The organism is Streptomyces sp. A01 (genome assembly GCF_059026195.1).
This window is the reverse complement of the sequence record NZ_JBWLKN010000036.1, coordinates 17291-39615: the sequence shown is the minus strand read 5'-3', so window position 1 is coordinate 39615 and position 22325 is coordinate 17291. Positions and strand designations below refer to the sequence as shown.

At 70.7% G+C, this 22325-nt stretch carries 16 protein-coding genes; 7 read left to right on the top strand and 9 right to left on the bottom strand.

All coding sequences use genetic code 11. The features are described from left to right. Positions 1 to 29 precede the first annotated feature (29 nt). From AC5P1B_RS31925 to AC5P1B_RS31905, 5 genes are all read right to left on the bottom strand, one after another. Positions 30 to 2402 (bottom strand): CHAT domain-containing protein, encoded by a 2373-nt coding sequence (locus AC5P1B_RS31925; protein ID WP_493891484.1) that lies wholly within the window; start codon positions 2400 to 2402, stop codon positions 30 to 32. A gap of 78 nt (positions 2403 to 2480) precedes the next feature. Further along, entirely contained in the window at positions 2481 to 4061 is a 1581-nt protein-coding gene (locus AC5P1B_RS31920) for a CATRA conflict system CASPASE/TPR repeat-associated protein (RefSeq protein WP_493891483.1), read from the bottom strand. Next, positions 4054 to 4386, bottom strand: coding sequence for a CATRA system-associated protein (locus AC5P1B_RS31915; protein WP_493891482.1), 333 nt, complete (start codon positions 4384 to 4386; stop codon positions 4054 to 4056). The genes AC5P1B_RS31920 and AC5P1B_RS31915 overlap by 8 nt, the downstream gene beginning before the upstream one ends. A gap of 249 nt (positions 4387 to 4635) precedes the next feature. After that, entirely contained in the window at positions 4636 to 5331 is a 696-nt protein-coding gene (locus AC5P1B_RS31910) for a response regulator (RefSeq protein WP_493891481.1), read from the bottom strand. Further along, complete coding sequence (locus AC5P1B_RS31905) at positions 5324 to 7378, bottom strand: sensor histidine kinase (protein WP_493891480.1); 2055 nt, start codon at positions 7376 to 7378, stop codon at positions 5324 to 5326. Before AC5P1B_RS31905 ends, AC5P1B_RS31910 begins: the two co-directional genes overlap by 8 nt. 247 nt (positions 7379 to 7625) lie before the next feature. Between AC5P1B_RS31905 and AC5P1B_RS31900 the strand changes: the two genes are divergently transcribed. The 5 genes from AC5P1B_RS31900 to AC5P1B_RS31880 all read left to right on the top strand — a co-directional run bounded on the left by AC5P1B_RS31900 (position 7626) and on the right by AC5P1B_RS31880 (position 16035). Then, positions 7626 to 8672: a radical SAM protein gene (locus AC5P1B_RS31900; RefSeq protein ID WP_493891479.1), complete on the top strand. Its 1047-nt coding sequence runs from the start codon at positions 7626 to 7628 to the stop codon at positions 8670 to 8672. Further along, positions 8669 to 11233 (top strand): class III lanthionine synthetase LanKC, encoded by a 2565-nt coding sequence (lanKC, locus tag AC5P1B_RS31895; RefSeq protein ID WP_493891478.1) that lies wholly within the window; start codon positions 8669 to 8671, stop codon positions 11231 to 11233. The genes AC5P1B_RS31900 and lanKC (AC5P1B_RS31895) overlap by 4 nt, the downstream gene beginning before the upstream one ends. 193 nt (positions 11234 to 11426) lie before the next feature. Then, positions 11427 to 13928, top strand: a complete 2502-nt coding sequence (gene lanKC / locus AC5P1B_RS31890; protein WP_493891477.1) for a class III lanthionine synthetase LanKC — start codon at positions 11427 to 11429, stop codon at positions 13926 to 13928. Beyond that, positions 13925 to 15193, top strand: coding sequence for an MFS transporter (locus AC5P1B_RS31885; RefSeq protein ID WP_493891476.1), 1269 nt, complete (start codon positions 13925 to 13927; stop codon positions 15191 to 15193). The genes lanKC (AC5P1B_RS31890) and AC5P1B_RS31885 overlap by 4 nt, the downstream gene beginning before the upstream one ends. A 23-nt stretch (positions 15194 to 15216) precedes the next feature. Continuing rightward, positions 15217 to 16035, top strand: coding sequence for a PLL family lectin (locus AC5P1B_RS31880; protein WP_493891475.1), 819 nt, complete (start codon positions 15217 to 15219; stop codon positions 16033 to 16035). 95 nt (positions 16036 to 16130) lie between these two features. Here the strand turns inward: AC5P1B_RS31880 and AC5P1B_RS31875 are convergent, their stop codons facing one another. Beyond that, a complete protein-coding gene (locus AC5P1B_RS31875) occupies positions 16131 to 16574 on the bottom strand; it encodes an Lrp/AsnC family transcriptional regulator (RefSeq protein ID WP_493891474.1) in 444 nt (147 codons plus the stop codon). 77 nt (positions 16575 to 16651) lie between these two features. Between AC5P1B_RS31875 and AC5P1B_RS31870 the strand changes: the two genes are divergently transcribed. Beyond that, the gene (locus AC5P1B_RS31870) at positions 16652 to 17584 is read left to right on the top strand and encodes an SMP-30/gluconolactonase/LRE family protein (protein ID WP_493891473.1); all 933 of its coding nucleotides are present in this window, start codon (positions 16652 to 16654) and stop codon (positions 17582 to 17584) included. A 405-nt stretch (positions 17585 to 17989) separates the two neighbouring features. Here AC5P1B_RS31870 and AC5P1B_RS31865 read toward each other — a convergent pair whose 3' ends face one another. Both AC5P1B_RS31865 and AC5P1B_RS31860 read right to left on the bottom strand, forming a co-directional pair. Next, positions 17990 to 18436: a hypothetical protein gene (locus AC5P1B_RS31865; protein WP_493891472.1), complete on the bottom strand. Its 447-nt coding sequence runs from the start codon at positions 18434 to 18436 to the stop codon at positions 17990 to 17992. A gap of 29 nt (positions 18437 to 18465) precedes the next feature. Beyond that, positions 18466 to 19980 carry a S8 family serine peptidase gene (locus tag AC5P1B_RS31860; protein WP_493891471.1) on the bottom strand — a complete coding sequence of 505 codons (1515 nt, stop codon included), beginning with the start codon at positions 19978 to 19980 and terminating at the stop codon, positions 18466 to 18468. Positions 19981 to 20481: 501 nt separating this feature from the next. Between AC5P1B_RS31860 and AC5P1B_RS31855 the strand changes: the two genes are divergently transcribed. Continuing rightward, on the top strand, positions 20482 to 21732 hold the full coding sequence (locus AC5P1B_RS31855; protein ID WP_493891470.1) for a metallophosphoesterase: 1251 nt from the start codon (positions 20482 to 20484) through the stop codon (positions 21730 to 21732). A 101-nt stretch (positions 21733 to 21833) separates the two neighbouring features. On the opposite strand, the gene AC5P1B_RS31850 is transcribed toward AC5P1B_RS31855, so the two are convergent. Next, a complete protein-coding gene (locus AC5P1B_RS31850) occupies positions 21834 to 22265 on the bottom strand; it encodes a nuclear transport factor 2 family protein (RefSeq protein ID WP_493891469.1) in 432 nt (143 codons plus the stop codon). Positions 22266 to 22325 lie beyond the last annotated feature (60 nt).

Sequence of the window (22325 nt, the reverse complement as noted above, 5' to 3'; positions counted from 1 at the left end):
GGCGAACGCGTGAGCGAGGTTCTCGGCTCTCAGACCCCGTAGTGGACGAAGGAGACCCACGCGCTGGGGTGGTCGGGGCGCCGTTCGCGTTCGCTGAGGAGGGCTTGGCGCAGGGCGTGGGCGCCGCCGGCTTGGTCGTGGGCGAGGGGAAGGGTGGCAGATCCCTGCCGGGGTGCCGGCTGGGGCTCGCGTTGCGGCTTCCGGAAGGGCGTCAGCAGGCGGCGGAGGCACCGGCGGAGAAGGCCGGGGTCCGCGGACGCGGCGGCACCGCCCTTGCGCTGGGGGATGAGGTGATCGTAGATATCCTGGACGACGCGTGCCGTGGGACCGTCGGGGACGGGCCACAGGGTGCCGATGACGGTCTGGAACTCGGAGTACATGAGAGCCGCCGCGAGGCTGACCCACTCATCGCGCACAAGGCTGCCGCCCGCCGCGGTCGTACAGGCCGCCAGGAGCGCGAACTCCGCCTCCGCGAAAGGGAGATCGGCGAGATCGGCGACCGTCAGCGGGTGGTCGTGGAGCGAGAGATGGCTCTTGAGCGGCTCGTCCAGATTCTGTACGGCGTGACAGTCGAAGTGGGTCCAGGCGTGCCGAAGGAGCGCCTCGCTGACCTTGTCGCGGGTGGCCTGGGGGCCGATGAGCGTGGTGCGCTGCTTCTGGGGAAGCAGGCGCGCCAGGTGGGCACGGGTGCGAGCGGTGCCGGGGAGGAGTTCGACGACGGGGGCGACGAGCAGGTGGCGCCGGTTGCGCCCCCGCATGCGGCTCGGCGCTTCCCGGGCTGCCCGGACTGTCCGGGCTCGCTTGAGGGCGCTGACGTTGGGGGTGTACGAGGAGATGGCCATGTCGAGGGCGGAGCCGCCCTCGGGGGCGTGCCGAGGGGCCGCGGCGTGCAGCGGCAGGGTGGTGAGGGGGCCAGTGGGAATCCACCACAGACGGGCCGGTCCCTCGGAGGTGGGGAGGGCGTCCACGACGGCTGAGGTGACTCTGTGCCAGAGCCAGTCGAGCACGTACTGGATCGTCTCCTCACGCCCCTCACCGTCGGTTCCGGTCATGGCGGCCAGATACCTCTGCGCCTGGTTCTCGGCACGGGCGGCGGTGAGTTCCGGGAGCGGGATGATCTGGGGCTGCTCCTGGTCCCGGGTGACGAGCATCGCGTCGCAGCGCCATGGGCTGACGTTGACGTACACGATGGCGCCTTCGTCGGCAGCGGGGCGGATGTCCTTGTCGTAGTCCGGTTCCACAAAGGTGATGTAGGGGAGGCCGCGCTGCGCGCGCCTGCTCAGGGACTTCCATTCCCGTTCGATGCTGTCGAGTGTCCGGCCGCCTTCGGGGCTCTCGTGCCGCCAGGGGTAGCCCCAGCGGTCGGTGTCCATCCGCAGGTCACCGTTCGCGCCGACGGATGCGCCGCCCGCTGACGCATCCGCTCCCTGGCCGAGTCGGGTGAGGCCCGCGTACGCACGGTCCATCTGCTCGACGAGGTCGGACGCCGTCTCCAGGGTCGTCTTCCCCCAGAGTGCTCCCTTCGCGGACGCGTCTGGGGAGGTCCGCTTCGCAGCGGACCTCTTCGGCGTCTCCGCCGTGACCGGCCGATTCAGCAGTTCCTCCTGCGGCGAACGGCTCGTCAGGTCCTGCTGCCACAACACGGCCCGGCCATGCTCAAGGATTTCCACGGCGAGGGTGGGCTTGCCCGCCGCCAGGGCGCAGGCCGCGGCTTCCGAAGCCAGCCCGCGGTGGTCGGACAGGAAGTCCAGCACCTGTTCGCGGGCGCCCCATACAGCGAGGGGCAGGAGCTTGACGGCATAGGTGAGGTCTTGGCACCCGGCAGCCGGGCCCTCGGCGGCCACCGCCGCGTGTCCGCTGGCGCGCGCGGCGTTCAGTCGCTCGATCACCGGCAGTCCCTGTGTACGGCTCTTCTCCCGGCGCAAGGACTCAAGGGAAGGCAGCCGCTCACGGCGCTCGGCGGACAGCGGGTGCCGGGTCAGGGACAAGCGGAGCTCGTAGGCGGTGAACAGATTGCTGAGCGCCCGGGCTTGGCCCATGGTGCCGCGTTGGGCCCTCTCGTAGGCACGCTGGAAGTGGTCCAGTGCCTGGTCGAGGTCGTCGACCTTCTTGGTGAGCTGATAGCGGTCCAGTAAAGCGACACCGAGACTGTTGGCGTACTTGCCCAGGTGAGGATCGCCGTTCGCCGCTGCCTCCACGGCACGGCGAAAGTGGCTGATGGAGCTGTTCAGAAGGGAAGGTTCCCTGCCGCTGCGAGAGTTGGCGTAGGCGTCCAGGCCCTGTTTGAAGATCTCCGAGGGGCGCCACGGCGCGGGCCCCGTCGCGCTCGGCCTCTGTGGCCCCTGGCTCTGGCCCGGCGGCCGGTTCCACCCCGAACCGCGCCACTCACTGCTGTAGCTCATGTCCGCCTCCCTGCCTCTCCTGGTACTCCGGCGCCATCTCCCCCACCCGCACCGCCGACATCCCCACCCGCACCGCCGTCATCCCCGCCCGCGCCCGCGCCACGCCCCGCATCCGGCCACCGCCGTGCCCACGACCACTCCGGCCCCCGCGCCCACCCAGGTCCACCCCGCCCCCACGTCGTGTCCCCCCACCGCGGATATACCCACCCAGACCAGAGCCCCGCCGAGCGCCCCCGTGCCCAGGCGGACCAGTACCAGCGGCCAGCGCCGTTCCGGCACCACCACGCGCAGCACCACGAGGGATGCCAGCAGGGCGAGGGCGCCGAGGGCGGTCACGACGGCGGGCTTCACCAGCTCGGGTAACGGGATGGTGTACTGCAGGGACTGGACGGCGGCGAGGCTCATCAAAATGGCGCCGATGGCGCCGGTCAGACCCAGGTTGACGGTCTCCTGGCGGCGCTGCCGGCTACGCTGAACCAGCTGGTCGGCGAGTGCGCCGACCTGCTCGGAACGGCGCAGCGCTGCCTCGATGTACGTCGCCTCGTCGTCGAGGCGCTGGATGAACCACTCCGCCAGCATCCGGTCGTCGGCGAACGGTCCGCCAGGGGCCGGGTCGCCGCCGAGGGCGGCGAGGTTGGCAGCGGCGATCTCGACGGTGCGGCACATCTCCCGGCTACGGGTCGAACGGTCGACCAGTCCGCGTTCCCGGGCCTGGAGATCCACCAGGGCGTGGGATGCCTTGAGCAGCTCCGACTGGCGACCGGGCCCCGACTGCGAGGCGGCGGTCTTCTCCAGCAGTCCGGTGATGGCCGCATCCGTGGCGGACCGTAGCCCGCTGATGCCCTCGGCCGCTTTCCAGACGCGCAGTTGGTAGCGGAGCTTGGCCGAGTGAAGCAGATACTTCCCCAGAGTCGGCAGCTCACGGTCCCGGGTGGTCCAGGTCCAGGCGGTCAGTTCCGGGTCGCGGTCGTGCGCGGCGACGACGACCAGACGACGCTCTGCCCGCTCGTCCGAGGCGGCTGAGGCCTCCCACACGGCGAAGCCCATCGGGATCACCACGCCTCGGTACGGCCAGTCGGGCCGGACGCCCCGCGCACCCGGTGTCCGCGCCCGTACGATCGCGGCCAGCGGGCCGTCCGGCTCGGCAGAGGGCCGGGCGTACGGCTCGGTCGCCCCCGCTGGCTCGGCGTTCCGCGCCAGATACAGCCGAGTCGCCCCCAACACACCGCACGCCGCACGCCGGGACACCCGCGCGCCGAGCACCGATTCGGCGGCCTGCAGGACGTCGGACCACTGAGCGTCCAACTCAGCCCATCCCAGGCCCTCGGCGGAATCCGGGGCCAGCATGAGGGAGAGGCACAGAGCGTCGTGCTCGCGGCGGAGGGCGGCCTGACGCAGGCCCGGCCCCGGGCACGCCCTGGCCGCGAGCAGTCCCCTCGCGTCCGAGGTGCCGACGGCTCGTGTGGCAGCGCTCCGCCTGAACGACTCCCAGCCGCCCGCGGGCTCCAGCCCCACGCCCACCCGCCGTACCGGCTCCGTCATGCCCAGCGTCTCGCCACACTGGGCCCACAGATTCCGGAGGAGGGCGCACGCGTCCTCCTGGTGCTCCCCACCGGTGGCGACGAACACATGCACGCCCAAGGCCTCCGCCTCAAGCATCGGGGTCCGCGGTGTCGGAGTCCGGATCAGGAAGCCGACGTTCCGGGGGCTCCGCCCCCAGGCAGTGGATCAGCTCGTTGACCCGCTCCCGGTACTCCTCCGGCAACGGCAGTGTGGACGACTCCTCCAAACCGGCGATGCGGTGGGGCCCCGCCATCTCGACGTCCGCCACGGCACGCCGGAAACCGGTGGCCTCCTCGGCCGCGAGCGTGAGCTTCATGGCCTCAAGCCCCCGGCCGACCCTCTCCCAACTCGATCTCTCCAGCCGCCAGACCAGAACGTCTCTCAGCACGTCCACGGCCATCACCTGCAACCCGCGTTCCATGCGTACAAAGCTTAGCGGAGTACGGGCCCAACTACCCTTGTTGGAGCGGCGATCACTGTTCGCCGCCCGGTCTGCGCGGCGCTCCACCTCCGTGCTCCACAAGCCGCCCCGGCTTCGCGTCACTGTTCGCACAGGACCGGCCAGCCGGCGAGGGTGAAGTGCCGGGCGGAGGTGACGGTCAGCCGGCGCTTCCAGCCGTCCCGGCCTGCCGTGCCTCGTCCCAGCAGAAAGACCCTGGGCTCGCGCTGGTCACTCGGTGCGCCGGCCGGGAGCTTCCGGCGCGTGCCGGAGGTAGGTGAGCACCGCGCTGACCCGGCGGTGGAGTTGGGGTTCTTCAGCGAGTCCCAGTTTGGCGAAGGTGGCGTTGACGTGCTTCTCGATGGTCGACTCCGACAGGGTGAGCGAGTCGGCTATGGCGCGGTTGGTCTTGCCCTCCGCCATGTGCCGGAGCACCTCGAACTCTCTGCGCGTGAGCCGGGCGAGAGGGGCGTCGGCGGCGCGGGCGTGGCTTCCGATGAGGACTTCGACGATGCGGGGGTCGACAACCGAGCGGCCCGCCGCGACCTCCCACAGCGCGAGAAGCAGCTGGTCCAGCTCGCCGATGCGCTCTTTGAGCAGATAGGCCAGACCGTCGGTGCCGCGCTGGAACAGGTCGAAGGCGTAGTTCTCGTTGGCGTGCTGGGAGAGCATCACGACACCGATGCCGGGGTGGCGGGTCCGGATGGCGTGTGCGGCGGCGATGCCCTCCGTGTGATGGCCCGGTGGCATACGGATGTCGGCGATGACGACGTCCGGTCGGAACCGGTCGACCGCGTCGAGGAGTTCGGTCGCGTTGCCGACCGCCGCGACGACCTCCACGTCACCGGTGTCCTCCAGGAGACGGCGGGTGCCCTCTCGTACCAGGTAGTGGTCCTCCGCGATGACCACGCGCAAGGGGTTAGGCACTGGCTTCCTCCCGTACTCGCGCCAGCAGCCTGGCGCGGATGGTGGTGCCGCCGCCGGACCGGCCGGCGATGACGAGTGAGCCGCCGACCGCTTCGATACGGTCGCGCATCCCGGTCAGACCCGTCCCCCGCGCGGAGGCGGCGGGGCAGCCGACGCCGTCGTCGCCGACCTCCACCAGCAGCCAGCCGCCGTCGCGCGCGACGCGGACCGTCACGCGCGTGGCCTCCGCGTGTTTGAGCACGTTGGTCAGCGCCTCGGAGACCAGGTAGAACGCGGACTCCTCGATGTCCAGCGCGAAGCGCACGCGTTCCAGCGAAGCATCGCTGTGGACGGTGACCGGCATCGGCATCCGGCGGGCGCAGGAGGTCACCGCGGCCACCAGCCCCTGGTCGGTCAGGACGGGCGGGTGGATGCCGTGGGCGACCTCGCGCAGCTCGTTGATGACCCGGTACGCGTCGTCCTGGACCTCGGTCAGGGCAGCGTCGGCGTCGCGCCCCCGGCCGAGCTGGTTCCGGGCGAGCCGCAACTTGGCCACGAGCGCGACGAGTTCCTGCTGGATACCGTCGTGCAGCCGCCGCTCGATGCGGCGGCGCTCGGTGTCCTGGGCGAGCACGATCCTGGCGCGGGAGGCGTCGAGCTCTTCCGCCTGCCGCTGGACCTCGTCGACCTTGGTGGACAGTTCGGCGGCCAGTCGTACGTTGTGCACGGCGAGCGCCGCCTGCCGGGCCAGGGTCTCCACGACCTCGTGGTCCTCGGGGGTGAAGCGGACCTCGGCCTTCGGCGCGTACTCGATGTGCCCGAGGGTTTCGTCGCCGTACCGGAGCGCGAATCCGCACCGGCTGCCGGGGGCCTGCTCGCCCGCCGCGCCGAGGGCGAGGGGCAGCCGTTCGACGCCGCCCAGGCGCACCTGGGCCCAGCGCAGGTTCAGTCCCTGCTTCAGGCTGACCGCCAGCTGGGGGGCCAGCCGGTCGAGGTCGTAGGCGTGTTCCAGGGTGGTCCCGAACTGGACGAGCAGCTCGAAGTTGCTGAGGCGGTCTCCGAAGGCGCAGCGCTCGGCGAGGCTGCTCAGCTGGGTCCTCAGCGGGTGGAACAGGGCTGTCGACGCGACCGTGGCCAGCACCGCCAGCCCTATCGGAAGGTACTGGCCCACCGTGAGGCCCAGGGTCATTCCCATGCCCAGGTACCAGCTGTGAATGATCAGCCACAGCGTCCCGTACATGACCGAGGGCCGGATCACGAGGTCGACGCCGAGGAGCCGGTGGCGGAAAGCGGCGTGGACGACGCAGAGGGCGACCGATACGTACGGCAGACCGCCGATGACGACGGCGACCAGGTACAGCACGCCGCTCTCCCCCTGCCAGCTGCGGAACAACCGGGACGAGGCCCTGGCCAGCAGGATGGCGAAGGCGACGGCGGCGACGGGCACCAGGCTGCCGAAGCCCTTCCGCCCGTCCGCCGCCCGGACCCGGAGGGTGCGCAGGAGCAGGAGCAGCGCGCCCAGCGCCGGCAGCCACGCCTCCGGGTAGTAGAAGACCACCCGGTCGACGGTCCAGGCGTCAACTCCCACCAGCGGAAGGAGGAACGGAAGCGCCAGCATGGCCCACAGCGGCCGCAGCACCAGGCGCTCGCCGGGAAAACGGTAGCGGCCGTCGGGCAGCAGTGCGAGGAGCCGGACGAGGAGGATGCTGACGGCCAGGTTGCTCACTTGGCATGTGAGCGTGGGAAGCGCGTCCCCTGACGGCGGGATGACGGAACTGGGTGAGCGGGCGCCCGGGCCGAACGCCACGTGCAGCAGCATCGAGGTATAGCGGACGGCGATGCTCACCGACAGGAGGACGCCGATCAGCAGCAGCCTTCGCGCCACCGGGTTCGCGGGCGCGTGCCACCAGCTGAACAGGCCCGCGCAGTAGCAGGGAACGACGGCGCCCAAGATCCACGGGAGGGTGCTTCTCGCATCCAGGTGGACCGTGCCGACCACGACGGCCCACATCAGGCAGAGCCCACCGGACACCATGGCCATGCGCATCGGCCAGCCACTGTCCGTCACACGGAGCATTATCGGAGGCCGCCGGGGTGAGCGTCTAGGAGGCCTTGCCCCCATCCCGGGTAGCGGAAAACCTCCAGGCGACGTTGGAGGGCACCGGGGTCCTCGAGGCGGCCGGGGCGTAGCAGACTCACGGTGTCCGCGACGGGGGTCACCGTTCAGCGAATCGGCCCCGGAGACACGTACGGAGAGCCGCGCGTCCCACTGGTTTACGGCTGGTCCGGCGCTCCAGGCGAAGGTGAGGAAATCCATGAGCCTTTCATCGGGCCCCGGCCCTGAGGTGGTCATCTGGGACACCACCTACGCGTGTCCGCTGCGATGTACGCACTGCTATTCGGAGTCCGGGCGGCGGCCCTCACGGCAGTTGAGCCACGCGGACATGCTGCGGGTCGCCGACGCGCTGATCTCCCTGGGCCCTCGGGTGGCCGTGTTCTCCGGTGGTGAACCGCTCACCGTCAAAGGGGTCTTCGAGATCGCGGGGAGGCTGTCAGGGGCGGGCGTGCGGACCGGTGTGTACACCAGCGGCTGGAAGCTGGACCCGCCCACGGCCGACGAACTGGCCAGGGTCTTCCACGAGGTGACGGTCAGCCTCGACGGGGCGACACCGGAAGTCCATGACCGCGTCCGGGGCAGAGCCGGCTCCTTCCAGGCGGCCATGGCCGCGCTCGCCGTGCTCGACACGGCGGCCCGGGAACGCAGGCTGCGCGGACAAGAGCCGCTGTCGTTCGGCATCGACTGCACAGTGGTACGGAGCAACCTCCCCGAACTGGAGCAGTTCGTCACCCGGATCGCGCCGCGTTTCCCGGAACTGAGCGGCATCGCGTTCAACGTGGCCGTGCCCGCCGGGCTCGCGAGCACCCACGCGTTCGAAGCGCGCGAACTGCTGGACGACGCCGACGTCGCACGCCTGACGAGCGAGAGCCAGCTGGCGCGGCTCCGCGGGCTCGCCCCCGGCTCCGTAGCGGTGTGCGCGTCGGACAACCGCGATCTGCTGATGCGCCCGGACCGCCTCGCCGCGGGGACGGACGCCACGGTGATGCAGGTGGAACCGGACGGAGCGGTCCGGGCCATGCCCATCTACGAGGGCACGGTGGGGAATCTGCTGGACGAACCGCCCATGGAGCTGTGGCGGCGAGCACTGGCCCGCCGCAGTGACCCGTTCGTGGTGGAGACGCTCACGCCGGTGCGCACCATGCGGCAGTGGGCGGAGGCCGTCCGCCGTATCGATGACCGCTTCGGCTCGGACGAGGTGCGGGCCAGAATCGGCCGCCGCACCCGGGCGGGGGCACCGCGATGATGACGGTCAAGGACTACGAGCGCTTCTGCCTGGCCGACCCGGTGTTCTTCGAAGCACCGGAACGGATGCCCGACCACGACCGGTTCAGCGCCACGTGCCGCGATGCTCCCCGGGGCTGGGAGCGCGAGGAAGCCGGCTGGTGGGTGCGGCTGCGGCCCCGCGCCGTGACCCTGCCCGAGCAGGGCTGGAAGGTCCATGTCTCGGTGTCGCCGCCCCATGCGGCCAGGGCCGTCGACATCGTCTGGGGGCACTGTCTGGACCGGATGCTCCCCTTCGACTTCGTCCGCGGCCTGACCACGGCGCGCGAGCTGAACGGCGTCCACGCCGACCGGCTGACGAGCGGCAAGCTGATCACGGTCTATCCGTGTGACGACTCCGCCCTGACCAACGCGGTCAGCGAACTCGGCGTACTACTGGAAGGACTGGAGGGCCCGTACGTCCTGGGAACGGTGCGGCATGGCGCCGGCCCCGTGTACGTCCGCTACGGAGCCTTCGGCGAACGGACCGTTCCCGGCGAGGCGGGAGAGCCGGTCGCGGCGCTCGAAGAGCCGGACGGCACCCTGGTCCCCGAGCCGCGCGGCCTGGTCTTCACCGTCCCCGACTGGGTGCGGCCGCCCGAGGTCCTGCGCCCGGACATCGCGGCGCTCCGCGCGACGTCCGAGGTGTTCCCCTACCGGATCAAACGGGCGCTGAGCCTCACCAACGCGGGCGGTACCTACCTCGCCACGGACACGGCGAGCGGTCGGCGCGTGGTGTTGCGGGAGGCCCGGCCGCACGCCGGTCTCGACCGGCGCGGCGAGGACGCCGTGACCCGGCTCGGCCGCGAACGGGCCGCGCTGGAACGGCTGGCGGGGCTGGACTGCGTGCCCCGGGTGACCGGACACCTGGTCTTCGCCGAGCACCACTTCCTGGCGCTGGAGTACATCGAGGGGCCGAGCCTGTACGACCTGGTCCTGTCCGGTCATCCCCTGACCTCCGCCGCGCGCGCCGCGAAGGAAGGCCCCGGCTACGCCGCGCGGACCCTGGACGCGCTGGCCAAGGTCAGGCGGGCACTGCGCGACATCCACGCGAGGGGCCTGCGGCTGGGGGCGCTCCACCCGAAGGACGTACTCGCCGGGCCCGACGGCCGGGTCGTGCTGACCGGCTGGGAGACGGTCGCCGAGGCGACCGACGACCGTGCGCCCGCCCTCGGGCAGCCCGGCTTCACAGCGCCTGGCGGCAGCCAGGCCGAGGTCGCGCACGAGCATCTGCTGCGCTGTCTCAGCCTGTGCCTGTTCCTCCCGGTCCCCTACCGGCACCCGTCGAAGCTGCACACCCTGACCGCCGCCGTCGACCGGCACTACCCGCTGCCGCCGGGCTTCGGCGCGCAGCTGCTGGCGGGCCTTTGGCCACCGGGCGAGCCCGACGCGGAGGACTGGACGGGCGCCCTGCTCGCGGCGGACCCACCCGACTGGCCGGCGATCCGCACGGCGCTCATCGACGGCATCCACGCCACCGCCACGCCCGGCCGCGAGGACCGGCTGTTCCCCGGCACCCCGGCCGGACCCACGACCCTGGGCGGTCACGCCTTCGACTACGGGGCCGCCGGTGTGCTGTACGCGCTGCACCGGGTGGGCGCCGACGTCCCCTCGGAGTACGCCGACTGGCTGGTGGCGTCCGCCGAGCGCGACCCGCGGCCCCGGCCAGGTCTCTACGACGGCCTGCACGGAGTGGCCCTGACCCTGGACCTGCTGGGCCGCACGGACGAGGCCCGCGCGGTCCTGGAACGCTGCCGGCCGCTGGAGGAGCAGACGACCGCGTGCGGCATGGCCGGCGGCAAGGCGGGCATCGCCCTGAATCTGCTGCGCTTCGCCGAGACCACCGAGGAGGACTCCTTCCGCCGGACGGCTCTGCGCATCGCCGACGACCTCGGCACGCTCGTCAAGGGCGGCCCCCTGCCCGTACGTCCCGGTGAGCATCCGCCCTACGGGCTGCTGCACGGGACCACGGGTATCGCGGTGCTCTTCCTGCGCCTCCACGAGGACACCCGGGACTCGCGCTACCTCGACCTGGCCGACCTGGCGACGCGCCACGACCTCGACCGTTGCGGCACACTCCCCGACGGCGGGCTCACGCTCTTCGACGGTGTACGCCATCTGCCCTACCTGCACGGCGGCAGCGGCGGACTCGCCTTTCCGCTGCGGCACTATCTCGCCCATCGCGCCGACGAGGGCAAGGCGGCCGCCCTGGCCGGGGTGCGGCGGGCGTGCGACCCCGTCTACGTCCACAACGCGGGCCTGCTGCGGGGACGTTGCGGGGCGATCGCCGTCCTCGCCGCGCTGGGCGACCCGGACGACCGGCCGGCCATCCGGGCGCAGATCCGCCGCCTGTCCTGGCACGCCCAGCCCCATGAGGGGCACCTGATGTTTCCGGGTTTCCGGTTGCTCCGGCTCTCGTCGGACCTGGCAACCGGTTCCGCGGGCGTTCTGCTCGCGCTGAGCGCCGCGTTCGAGGGGACCGGTCCGGTCCTTCCTTACCTCGGCCCGCGGTCGCTCGACATCTCGACACCCGAGAGGAGGTGACATACATGTCGGAGATCCTTGACCTGCAAGACCTGGAGGAGGAAGCGCCCAACCACTGGCCTTGCACCAACAGCTACTGCAGCACGACGACCCACGCCTGACGGCTGGCCGGAGAGGCCGCATCGGCGGCCTCTCCGCGCCGTGGCTCCGCGGGGGGACGCATCTCAGCCAGCACCGCGTCACAGGGAGAGACATGATCGCTCAAGGCAACCTCGCTGCGGACCCCCTCTTCGTCGACACGCTCGAACGTCTCGATGACGAGGCCAGTCTGTTCGCCCCCGCCCTGCGGCCCACGCCCGCCGGGTGGCGGCGGGCCGACCGCGGTGGCTGGGCGCACTTCCAGCCGGACGGCGCGCGGCTGCCCCCGCACGGGTGGAAGCTCCACGTCTCCGCGACCGCCGCTGACGCGCCCAGGGCCGTGGAGACGGTCTGGACGTACTGCGTCGAGCACGGGATCGCCTTCAAGTTCCTGCGCAGCGCCGAGATGCTGAAGCAGGCCAACAGCAAGCAGGCGGCGCGGTCGTCCAGCGGCAAGCTGGTCACCGTCTACCCCGCGGACGACGAGCGCCTGAAGCGGACACTGACCGGCCTCGCCCGCCTCCTGGACGGGATCAAAGGCCCCTACATCCTCAGTGACCTGCGTTGGGGCGATGGTCCCCTCTACCTGCGCTACGGCGGTTTCACCGTCGACTACTGCTTCTCACCCGACGGCGACTACGTGCCCGCCATCGCCCGTCCCGACGGCACCCTCGTACCCGACGTGCGGGGCAGCGCCTTCAAAGTCCCGCCCTGGGCGGAGGTCCCCGACTTCGTCGCGGAGCGCGTCCGGGCCGCCAAGAAGACCACCAAGGGTGACTTCCCCTACCGGGTGGAGAAGGCGCTGCACTTCTCCAACAGCGGCGGCGTGTACCGGGCGGTCGACCTCGCCTCCGGCCGGACGGTCGTGCTGCGCGAAGCGCGCCCGCACGCGGGACTCGACAAGAACGGCGTGGACGCGGTGACCCGGCTGGACCGGGAACACGCGATGCTCCAGCGCCTCGCCGGTCTCGACTGCGTCCCCGTGGTGCTCGCCCGCGTGCGGCACTGGGAGCATCACTTCCTCGTCGAGGAGTACGTCGAAGGGTCCTCGCTCGTCGAGGAGATGGGGCGGCGCCACCCGCACTTCCGGTCCCGTACGACGGAGGCGGACATCGACGCGTACACCCGCTGGGCGTGTGACGTTCTGGACCGGATCGACGCGGCGGTCTCCGCCCTGCACGCCCGCGGGATCGTCTTCGGTGACCTCAAGCCCGACAACATCCTGCTGCGCCCCGACGGCAGCGTGTGCCTGGTCGACTTCGAAACGGCCTTCGACGCCGCGGACGATGTCGTCCCGCCGCTGGCCTCGCCCGGGTTCACCGCTGCGTGGTCGCCCTCGGGCCGCGCCGTGGACGCCTACGCCATGGCCTGCCTGCGCCTCGCGGTCTTCCTCCCGCTGACCCCGCTGCTGCGCTTCGGGACGGGGAAGCACGAGCAGCTCATCGAGGCGGTCGAGGAACGTTTCCCCGTACCGGCCGGCTACGGGAAGCGGTTACGCGAAGCGCTCACGCCGCCCGGGGCCGCGGCCTTGGAGCGGTCTGAGGCCGCGCCATGGCCCGTCGGCGACTGGGACAAGGCGCTGGACTCCATGCGGGACGCCATCGTGCGCAGCGCGACGCCGGAACGGGATGACCGGCTGTTCCCCGGCGATGTGCGGCAGTTCGACGAGCAGGGGGCAAGCGTCGCCTTCGGTGCGGCGGGGGTGCTGCACGCTCTGCACGTCACCGGGCGCGACGACTACCCCGCCTTCGGCGAACACGTCGGCTGGCTGGTACACGCCGGTCAGCGGAGCCGGTGGCCACGGCCGGGGTTGTATGACGGCCTCGCCGGAACCGCCTGTGTCCTGCGGGAACTGGGACACGAGGAGGAAGCGCGGGAGACCGTCGACCGGCTCAACGCCTTCGACCTCCGCGGCTGCGGGGTGGGCCTCTTCGGCGGCCTCGCCGGAATCGGCCTGGCGCTGGCGCACTTCGGCGACATCGACAAGGCGGCGGAGACCGGCGACCGCATCGCGCGACGGCTGACGGACGGGGCGGACCTGAGCACGGTGGGACTCATGACCGGCTGGTCAGGACCGGCCCTGCTGTTCACCCGCCTGTACGAGGAGACGGGCGACACCCGGCAGCTGCGACTGGCCGATACCGCGCTGGCACGCGACATCTCCCACTGCCGCGTCGCGGGCAGACAGCACGTTCACGTCAAGGACGGTGAGCGGCGGATCTCGACACTCGACCGGGGCATCACCGGGGTCGGTCTCGCCCTGCACGCGTACCTGCGCCATGTCGATGACCCGCACTACTCCGGACTCCTCGACCGGGTCCGCGACAGCCTGGGCACCGAGCTGCTTCTCGCGTCCGGCCTGTTCGACGGGCGGGCCGGGCTGCTGTACGGACTCACGTGCCTCGGCGGGCCCGCCACCACCCTCGCGGCGCATCTGCGCGCCCTGGACCTGCACGCGGTCTCGTACGAAGGGCACCTGGCCTTCCCGATGGACGGGCTCATCAGGCTCTCGATGGACCTGGCGACGGGCACCGCGGGAGTGCTGCTGGCGGTCCACACCGCCCTGCGGGACGACGTCGGCCACCCGACGCTGCCCCTGCTGAGTACCGGAGGATGAGCGACAGCCTGCGCGGGAACCGGGACTTCCGCGTCCTGTGCGCCGGACAGGGCCTGTCCATGCTGGGCACGGGAGCCGCCGCCATCGCGCTGCCGCTGCTGGTGTTTCAGGTGACGCACTCCCCGATGTGGGTCGGCCTGGTGGAGGCAGCGTGGACGGGGGCGCTCGCGCTGGCCAGCCTGCCCGGCGGCGTGATCGTGGACAGGTTCGACCGGCGCACGGTCCTGGTCAGCTGCGAACTGGGCCGGGCGGGCGCCAGTGCGGCACTGGCCGGTGCGATCCTCGCCGGTCACTGCCCGCTGCCGCTGCTGTTCGCCGCCGGGGTGGTGCTGGGTTTCCTGACGGCGCCCTTCAACGCGGCGGGACCGGCGACGGTGCGGCAGATCGTGCCGGAGAGCAAGCTCCCCACCGCGCTGGCGGTCAACAAGGTGCGGGGGCAAGCGGCGTTTCTGCTGGGACCCGTGCTCGGGGGCTGGCTGTTCACGCTGACGCCCAGCGCCCCGTTCTGGCTGGACGCGGTGTCGTTCGCCGTCTCAGCGGCAAGCGTCCTCGCCCTGCGCACCTCACTGCGCGTACCGGGCGGCCGACGGGAACCCGGCTGGCTCGCGGCATTCGGCACGGGCATGAGGTTCCTTTGGCAGGACCGGTTCTTGCGGAACACCGCCCTGATCGCCTCGGGGCAGAACTTCGTCCTCGACGGGGTCTACCTGGCGATCGTCATGGTCAGCGCCCGGCAGGGCGCGTCGGGGCTGTCCGTGGGGCTGCTCACCGCGGCGTCGGCGGCGGGCGCTCTGACGGGGGCGGTGCTGGCCCCCTGGGCCAACCGCCGGTTCTCCCCCACCGGCGTGCTGCTGACCACCGGAGCCGCCTGCGCGGCACTGGTCGCGGCGATGGGCGCCAGCTCTGCGACAGGGGTGCTCGCCGGGCTCCTGGCCGGGTGCGCGCTGGCGGTGTCCCTGTCGAGCACGGTGCTGATGATCGACCGGCTCGTCCGTACTCCCGGTCCTCTCCAGGGCCGTGTGCACAGCGCGATCGGGCTGCTGTTCATGGCCGCACCGGCACTGGGCTCGGCGTGCGCCGGACTGCTCCTGGACAAGCTGCCGACGCCTGCCGTCTTCCTGCTCTTCGGGGCACTGCTGGCGCTCCTCGTCGCGGCGCTGCCACGCAGCGGGGCCCTTGGCCGGAATCCCGCTCTGGCAGCCGCCACCGGCGCGCACGAGGATGCTCCCAGCGTGCGACATAACGCGAGCAGGGGCGCGAACTAGCGAGGGACGGACGGTCGCTGACCATGCGGATGTTCTCACGGAGTGCCGTACGCGGCGCTGTCGCGCTGGCACTCGCCTGCGCGGGAGCCCTGGTGGCCGCCCCGGCCGCGCCCGCCACCCCGGTGGCGGGCGCGGCCGGTTGCAGCCTGGACAACAGGGCCCGAGGGGACCCCAGCACACCGTCGGGAAGCCCGGTGTCCGTCTCCCGCGCCGACGGCAGTGTCGATCAGTTCCAGGTGTTCTACGACGCGACCGCCACGCAGGGGCTCCCCTTCGTGTGGCACCGCGCGCAAGCGGTTCCCGGCGGCGACTACGGGGACTGGGAGCGGGTCAGCGCCGGGACCGTCGGCCCGAAGGCGAACTTCGTCACCGCCGTCGAGAACGCCGCGGGCGGCCTGGAGCTGTTCTGGCTCGACCACGGCGGCTTCTGCCATGCCGCGCAGGGGCCCGCGGGCGGCGCGTGGTCCGCGCCGGAGGATTTCGGCCTGCGACCAGCGCCCTACCACGGCTTCATGACGCTCTTCACGCGGTCCAACGGGACGCTCATCGCCATGGCTTCCTCGCGCGCTGACGACCGCAGCATGGACTCGCGTACCCAGCTGAGTTCGTCGGGAAGCTGGCAGCCGGTCACGTCGATGGGCAAGGTCCCCGAGGCCGGCATCGGACTGAGCCAGCCCAGCACCGTCACCGAACTGCCCGACCGGCGCCTGAAGGTGACGGCCCACGAGTGGAACCGCGACGACCGGTACTGGCGGATCACCGAGGCGGCGCCCAACGACGGCGTGCCGGGCGGGTGGTGGCCGTCGACGTGGCAGCCGTGCTCCACGCCGCGGTGCGACTGAGCGGCGCGAGGCCGCGCAGCGCGACTGAGCGGGCGCGTCGCCGCACGGCGGTGGCAGCGGCGGCCGGGGGCGGCCACGGCCGCGAGTGATGCCGGTCAGTCGGTGCGTGGGGACACCGGGCGCTCGAAGAAGGTCTCCAGGGAAACGGTCGCCCGGGTCCCGCTGACGCCGTCGATCGCGTACAGCCTGCGCAGCACGTCCTGGAGCCCTTCGGTGGTCGCGGTGCGCACCTTCACCAGGACGGAGGCGCTGCCCGCGATGACGTGCGCCTCCTCGATCTCGGGAAGTTCCGCGAAGGCGGCCGCCGAGTCGCCCATCCACGCCGAGGACTCGACCATGACGAAGGCCAGCACACCCCGGCCGAGGGCCGCCGGGTCCACATCCACGGTCGTACGGCGGATGACTCCGCGCTCGCGGAGCTTGCGGACCCGTTCGTGGACGGCCCCGGCGGAGAGGCCGACCGCCTTGCCGAGTGCGGCGTAGGCCTGCGTGGCGTCCTGCTGCAGCAGAGTGATGAGTTCACGGTCTGTGTCATCCATGGTTGCCACCATACAAGGTTCTGCTGTATCACTTTCTCAGTGAATAAAGTTCAGCACTTATCTCGAAGGGCTCCCTCATGTTCGACACCTCGCAGGAATCGCTCTACGAGACCCTGGACGACCGCTTCCGGACCGGGCGGTGCGCCAACGGCGACGAGCGGCTGGAGAAGCTGTACGAGGACTGCCGCTGGGCCGAGGGCCCGGTCTATCTGCCTGCCTGGCGCCAGCTGATCTGGAGTGACATCCCCAACGACCGGATGCTGCGCTGGGACGAGCCGACCGGCACGATCGGCGTCTTCCGCTCCCCCGCCGGTCACAGCAACGGCAACACCCTCGACCGCGAGGGCCGGCTGATCAGCTGCGAGCAGGGCAACCGCCGCGTCACCCGCACCGAGCACAGCGGGGCCATCACCGTGCTGGCCGACCACTTCGAGGGCAAGCGGCTCAACAGCCCGAACGACGCGGTCGTGCACTCCGACGGCTCCATCTGGTTCTCCGACCCGGACTTCGGGATCACCAGTGACTACGAGGGCTACCGCGCCGAGAGTGAGATCGGCGCGTGCCACGTGTACCGGATCGACCCGTCGTCGAGTGCGGTCACGCTGGCGGCGGACGGCTTCACCGGACCGAACGGGCTGGTCCTGTCCCTCGATGAGCGGCAGCTGTACGTCTCCGACACCCGCGCCGGTCACATCCGGGCCTTCGACGTACGCGAGGACGGGTCGCTCTCGGACGGCAAGGTGTTCGCCGAAGCCCCGGGCGGGCAAAGCCGGTTCGACAACATCCGCTTCGACGACGAAGGCCGGCTGTGGGCCGCCGCCATGGCAGGCGGGGTGCACTGCTACGACCCGGACGGCACGCTGATCGGCCGCCTCCGCGTTCCCGAGGCGGTGTCCAACATCGCCTTCGGCGGCCCGAAGAACAACCGCCTCTTCATCACGGCGACGACGGCCCTGTACTCCCTGGTCATGTCGGTGACGGGCGCACCCCGTATCCGCCCCGTCGGCTGACGCCGCGCCGCGCCGCGGTCATCCGGCGTGTGGTGCGAGCCGGCAAGCCCGGCCCGCACCACACGTGTGCCTCAGGCAGTGGCCGAATCCCCCGTACCACTGCCTGCCCCCCGTCTTCGTGTTCGTTCAACCCATCCGGCAGCCGCTCCTCACCGCCGGTGAGCTCAACACCGGGTCGCGTGCGCCAGCCGCGCCTGTCGCGGTAACCCCCGGCGTTGTCCGTGGACGCCCGGCTTCTGGCGTCCTGCCCCCTGCACCCGGGAGAGACAACCGACGCGTGGTTCCCGGTGCTCGCCTTGAAAGTTACGTCGGAAGCGGCAACAACCGCGTCGGGCACCGGGTTGATCCATCGGTCAGTCGCTCGCGGTACGGCAGCGGCGGCGTACAACCACCGTGGTACGAGCGTCACCGGCGGCCGTCGCGAACGGCCACGGGGTCGGTCGCAGCGGGGGCGGCGCCGCCACCAAGTGCCGGACCGGAAGCGACGCCGGTGCTCAGTCCGAGCTCCAGGTCCCATTGCACGAAGAAGACAGTGCCCTTCACGGAGATGTCCGCCCGGACCGCCCGATGCGGCTCCGACACCCGGACCGTGACGCCGGAGGGCAAACTGATTCCCCTGCCCCGGAGAACGGAGTCCGGGTCCCTCTCCAGTTCGTCGATGATTCCGGCGTCTTCATGCATGGCGCGCAGGCCATCCAGAATGCCGGAATCACGTCCCAGCACCAGGAGGACCCGATGAATCTCTTCTTCGGTCTCCAACCGAAGCTTCTCGCGCGATATGCGGTCCAGAGCGCGCTCGTGTTCGCGCATCGCCCTGTCCAGTCGGTGACGATGAATGTCCGGGATCGGCATGGCTCACCTCCGCCCCGTGCCCCGCTAGGTCAACTTTTCACCATCTCAAGGGCGCGCAGTACGTTGATGCGCCCGTGTCCCATCTCCGCGTTCCAGGTCCCGTTCACGCCCCCGCGGTCCTGATAGGTGTAGAGGTCCGGCCGTACCCGGTCAGCGGTCCTTTCGATGATGTCTCTGACCTGCTCACTCGTCAGCGACGGCTTTTCGCTCATGAGGAGGGAGGCCAATCCCGAGACATGCGGCGCAGCAGCTGACGTTCCTTCGAACGTCAGAAGATAGTCGCCTTGAGGATCGGAGTTGTAACCGGCGGTCCCTTGAATGTCCGTCGACGGCACCCGGTCGCCAGGAGCGACCACCGAGATCTGCGATCCCCAGTTCGAATCCCACACCCGTCGATCCGCGGCATCGCTGCTCCCGCACGCGATGATGCGCGGATCGGAGGCGGGGTAGCTGACCTTGTCCAGGTTGTTGTTCCCGGTCGACGCGCACATCACCACGTTGTTCGCGTGCGCGTACGTTATCGAGGGATTGAGAATCTGCGCGTTCCAGTTGTTCGTGCTGAAGCTCATGTTCACCACTCGGGCACCTCGGCTCACCGCCAAGCTCAGGCCCAGCGCGAACTCGCCCTCGGTGAACATCGTGAAGGCGAGCGGAAGGATAAGGCCGGCTCTGCCGACGCCGGCGACTCCGCATATCCCCTTGAGGTTCTGCACCCTGGCCGCGGCGATCCCCGCGCAGCACGTGCCATGGCCGATCTGGAAGTTCGCGTAACTGCCGAGCGACGGATTCGGGCCTCCGTCACCGCCGATCTGAGCGGGGTTGTACCCCTGCCCGGCGAAGTAGAGGTCGGGATGAGTGAGATCGCAACCCGAATCCAAGATGGCGATGTCCGCCCTGTGGGGACCGGAAGCGAGGTCCCACCCGGTGGTCCCCGGCCCACCAGCTCGAATGGTGACCATGTCCCATTGCCGAGGGAAGAGCGGGTCCGCGGGCTGGTAGTCCAGCGGGACGATCATCGGCATGTTTTCCAGGGGCACGTCGTCGACCGACGATCCGCGTGCCATGAGGTGCTGCCGCAATTCGTACGACGGCAATTCGTCAGGACTGTCCAGGACGTAGTACCGGTAGCCGATGAGAAGTTCTGATCTGCCGCGCGCTTCCCTGGCCCGGAAGCGTTCAAGCGCCGGATCGGCTGCCACTCTCGCAGCCCGCTGTTCACGGACCAGCAGAACGTTGGGCAGCGGGCACACCAGGCCAGAGCGACCGGGCACATCCCCGGCCCGATAGACCGGCCCGATCCACTCCAGTCGGTCTCCGAAGACCTCGGATATCCCGGCGCGTGGTCGGCCGTCGACGTCCTGGCTGCCGGAACCCCTGACCCAGAAGTGCCGGCCTGTGTGGTTGACCAGTTCCGCTCTCGGGCCGCTGACCTCATTCGGACTGTCCTCCAGGGCCAAGCCCAGGCGGGACAGGGGATGGGTCAGTTCCTCGAAGCGCTGCGGCTCCCGGAACGCCAGCACCAGACGCGTCGTGTCCAGAGCCATCGTCGTATCAGAATCACGCCGGAGCTGCTGAGGGAAAGGCCTCATATAATCCATGCTGCGAGTGGATACGCGAGCTGGCAAATTGTGCCTGCCGGCGTGCCCTCGCGGAAGTGAAAGCAGTGGCGGGCCACTTCGACGCAGGCCTTCTACCGGCCGCAGGCCCTCATATGCGTCCCTCACACAGCGGATTGACCGCGCTCCGTGCTGGAGTCCTTGCATCGGTTGCCACGTCGGCGGGAGGTATTCGCGAACTCCTCCGAGTGGGACGACGTCGTTTCGGTGTTCCTCAACCTTCGAGTACTCCCGTACTCCCCGGGGCGTATGCCGGGTGTCTTCGGGCGGCGGACGACGGCTCAGCGGCACTCAGGTGATGCTGCATGCCGGATGTTCGCTCGTACGGACGCTCCTGCGGGAGCAGCGATCGGCGGTGGCGCGACGTGCGCACCACCGGGCGGTCCGGCGAGACGTTTTCTCTTGTAACGGGGACGAGGGGCGGGGTTCATGGGGGTGCCGTGGTGGGTGTGGCCACAGTCTGTGGTGTGGGTGCTCGTGCATGGGTATCTGTGGTGGCGGCTGGTGGTGGGCACCAGCCGCTCCGGGGGCCGGGGGCGCCGCGCGGGCACGATCGCCATGCTCGTCCTGGCGCCGTCCGTGCCGCTCGCGCTGATCATTCTGCACACGGCGAGCCCGGCCGGTGGCCGCTGGGCGACGTGGCCCGGTTTCGTCTGGTACGGACTCGTCGTGTACCTGCTGTTGGTGCTGGTGCCCGTGGATCTCGTCCGGCTCATCGCCTTCCTCGTACGCCGTCTCAACCGTCGTCGTCGGCGGCCCGCGGAGGCCTCGGCCGCCGTAACGGACGAGCCTGCCGGGGAAAGCACGGCCCAGCGGATCGAGGCGGCGGTGGACGAGGATCGTCGGCGTTTCCTGGCCCGCGGGGTCGCGCTCGCCGCCGGTGGCGCCGCCACGGCTGTCGTCGGCTACGGCATGGCGACCGCGTTCAGCGCACCGCGCGTGGAGCGTGTCGTGGTGCGGCTGCGCCGCCTTCACCCGGCGGCTGTCGGCTTCCGCGTCGCCCTCTTCTCCGATACCCACCTCGGCCCCTTTCTGGGCCGAGGAGATCTACGCCAGGTCGTGGACATGGTCAACGGCACCGAGCCCGACCTCGTCGTCATTCCCGGCGATCTCATCGACGGCACGGTCGCCGACCTCGGTACCGCCGTCGAGCCACTGCGGGACCTGCGCAGCCGCCACGGCACGTACTTCTCCACGGGCAACCACGAGTACCTCTTCGACGCCGACGCCTGGGTCGGACATCTTGGCGGCCTCGGCGTGCGTGTGCTCCGCAACGAGCGCGTCACTCTCCCGCACTTCGATCTCGCCGGAGTCAACGACATCACCGGCGCCGAGCAGGACGACCCGCCCGACTACCACCGGGCGCTCGGCGCCCGCGACACCAGCCGCCCGGTCCTGCTGCTGGCCCACCAGCCCTCCCAGGCGCACGAATCCACGAAGTACGGCGTGGACCTGCAACTCTCCGGACACACCCACGGCGGACAGTTCTTCCCCGGCAACCTGCTGCACGCCCTCGCCCAGCCGACCGTGTCCGGCCTCGTCAGCGTCGGCCGCACCCAGCTCTACGTCACTCGCGGGACCGGTTTCTGGGGCCCGCCCGTCCGGGTCGGCGCCACCCCCGAGATCACCGTCATCGACCTGGCCCGGGACGCGGAGCCGGAGCGCGCCGGGCGGCGCTGACGGCCGTGCGCCTCACCCAGGCAGGGCGCGGCGGCCGGTCACCGAACCCGATGACCGGGCGAGACGGGGCGTGAGAGGCGCGCCCCCGCCGTGCTGTCACGTCAGCGGTCACCGGCTGCGGGGACAAGACCCGCGTCGACCAGGCCGGCGAGCACCGCGTCGCCCAAGGCGCGCACAGCGGACTGCGGCCGGACCATCACGGTGAACTCCTTGATCCGGCCCGCTTCGTCGAACTGCAGCAGGTCGATGCCGTGGATCTGCTTGCCGTCCACGGTGGCCCGGAAGATCAGGATCTCCGACGGTGCCTCCTCACCGTCGGCGCTGGTCTCGGCCGTGCCCGCCAGGTGTCCGACGTAGCGGAAGTCCTCGAAGGTGCGCAGCAGGACGCCGAAGAGTCCGAGCACCTCGGGCTTGCCCTGAAACGGGGTGAACTTGACCGGGCTGTAGAGGCGGATGTCCGCGGTGAACAGTTCGTCCAGTGCGGCAAGATCGCGCTTCTCCACGGCGGTGCGGAAGCGTTCAGCAGTCTCCATGACCCACCTCGACAGATAGACAGACAGACGGAAGGACGGAAGGAACAGACAGACGAGAGT

Excerpts from the sequence above, each read along its gene's own strand:
- AC5P1B_RS31925 (WP_493891484.1), bottom strand. The coding sequence starts at position 2,402 with ATGAGCTACAGCAGTGAGTGGCGCGGTTCGGGGTGGAACCGGCCGCCG.
- AC5P1B_RS31920 (WP_493891483.1), bottom strand. The coding sequence starts at position 4,061 with ATGCTTGAGGCGGAGGCCTTGGGCGTGCATGTGTTCGTCGCCACCGGT.
- AC5P1B_RS31915 (WP_493891482.1), bottom strand. The coding sequence starts at position 4,386 with ATGGAACGCGGGTTGCAGGTGATGGCCGTGGACGTGCTGAGAGACGTT.
- AC5P1B_RS31900 (WP_493891479.1), top strand. The coding sequence starts at position 7,626 with ATGAGCCTTTCATCGGGCCCCGGCCCTGAGGTGGTCATCTGGGACACC.
- lanKC (WP_493891478.1), top strand. The coding sequence starts at position 8,669 with ATGATGACGGTCAAGGACTACGAGCGCTTCTGCCTGGCCGACCCGGTG.
- lanKC (WP_493891477.1), top strand. The coding sequence starts at position 11,427 with ATGATCGCTCAAGGCAACCTCGCTGCGGACCCCCTCTTCGTCGACACG.
- AC5P1B_RS31885 (WP_493891476.1), top strand. The coding sequence starts at position 13,925 with ATGAGCGACAGCCTGCGCGGGAACCGGGACTTCCGCGTCCTGTGCGCC.
- AC5P1B_RS31880 (WP_493891475.1), top strand. The coding sequence starts at position 15,217 with ATGCGGATGTTCTCACGGAGTGCCGTACGCGGCGCTGTCGCGCTGGCA.
- AC5P1B_RS31875 (WP_493891474.1), bottom strand. The coding sequence starts at position 16,574 with ATGGATGACACAGACCGTGAACTCATCACTCTGCTGCAGCAGGACGCC.
- AC5P1B_RS31870 (WP_493891473.1), top strand. The coding sequence starts at position 16,652 with ATGTTCGACACCTCGCAGGAATCGCTCTACGAGACCCTGGACGACCGC.
- AC5P1B_RS31865 (WP_493891472.1), bottom strand. The coding sequence starts at position 18,436 with ATGCCGATCCCGGACATTCATCGTCACCGACTGGACAGGGCGATGCGC.
- AC5P1B_RS31860 (WP_493891471.1), bottom strand. The coding sequence starts at position 19,980 with ATGGCTCTGGACACGACGCGTCTGGTGCTGGCGTTCCGGGAGCCGCAG.
- AC5P1B_RS31855 (WP_493891470.1), top strand. The coding sequence starts at position 20,482 with ATGGGGGTGCCGTGGTGGGTGTGGCCACAGTCTGTGGTGTGGGTGCTC.
- AC5P1B_RS31850 (WP_493891469.1), bottom strand. The coding sequence starts at position 22,265 with ATGGAGACTGCTGAACGCTTCCGCACCGCCGTGGAGAAGCGCGATCTT.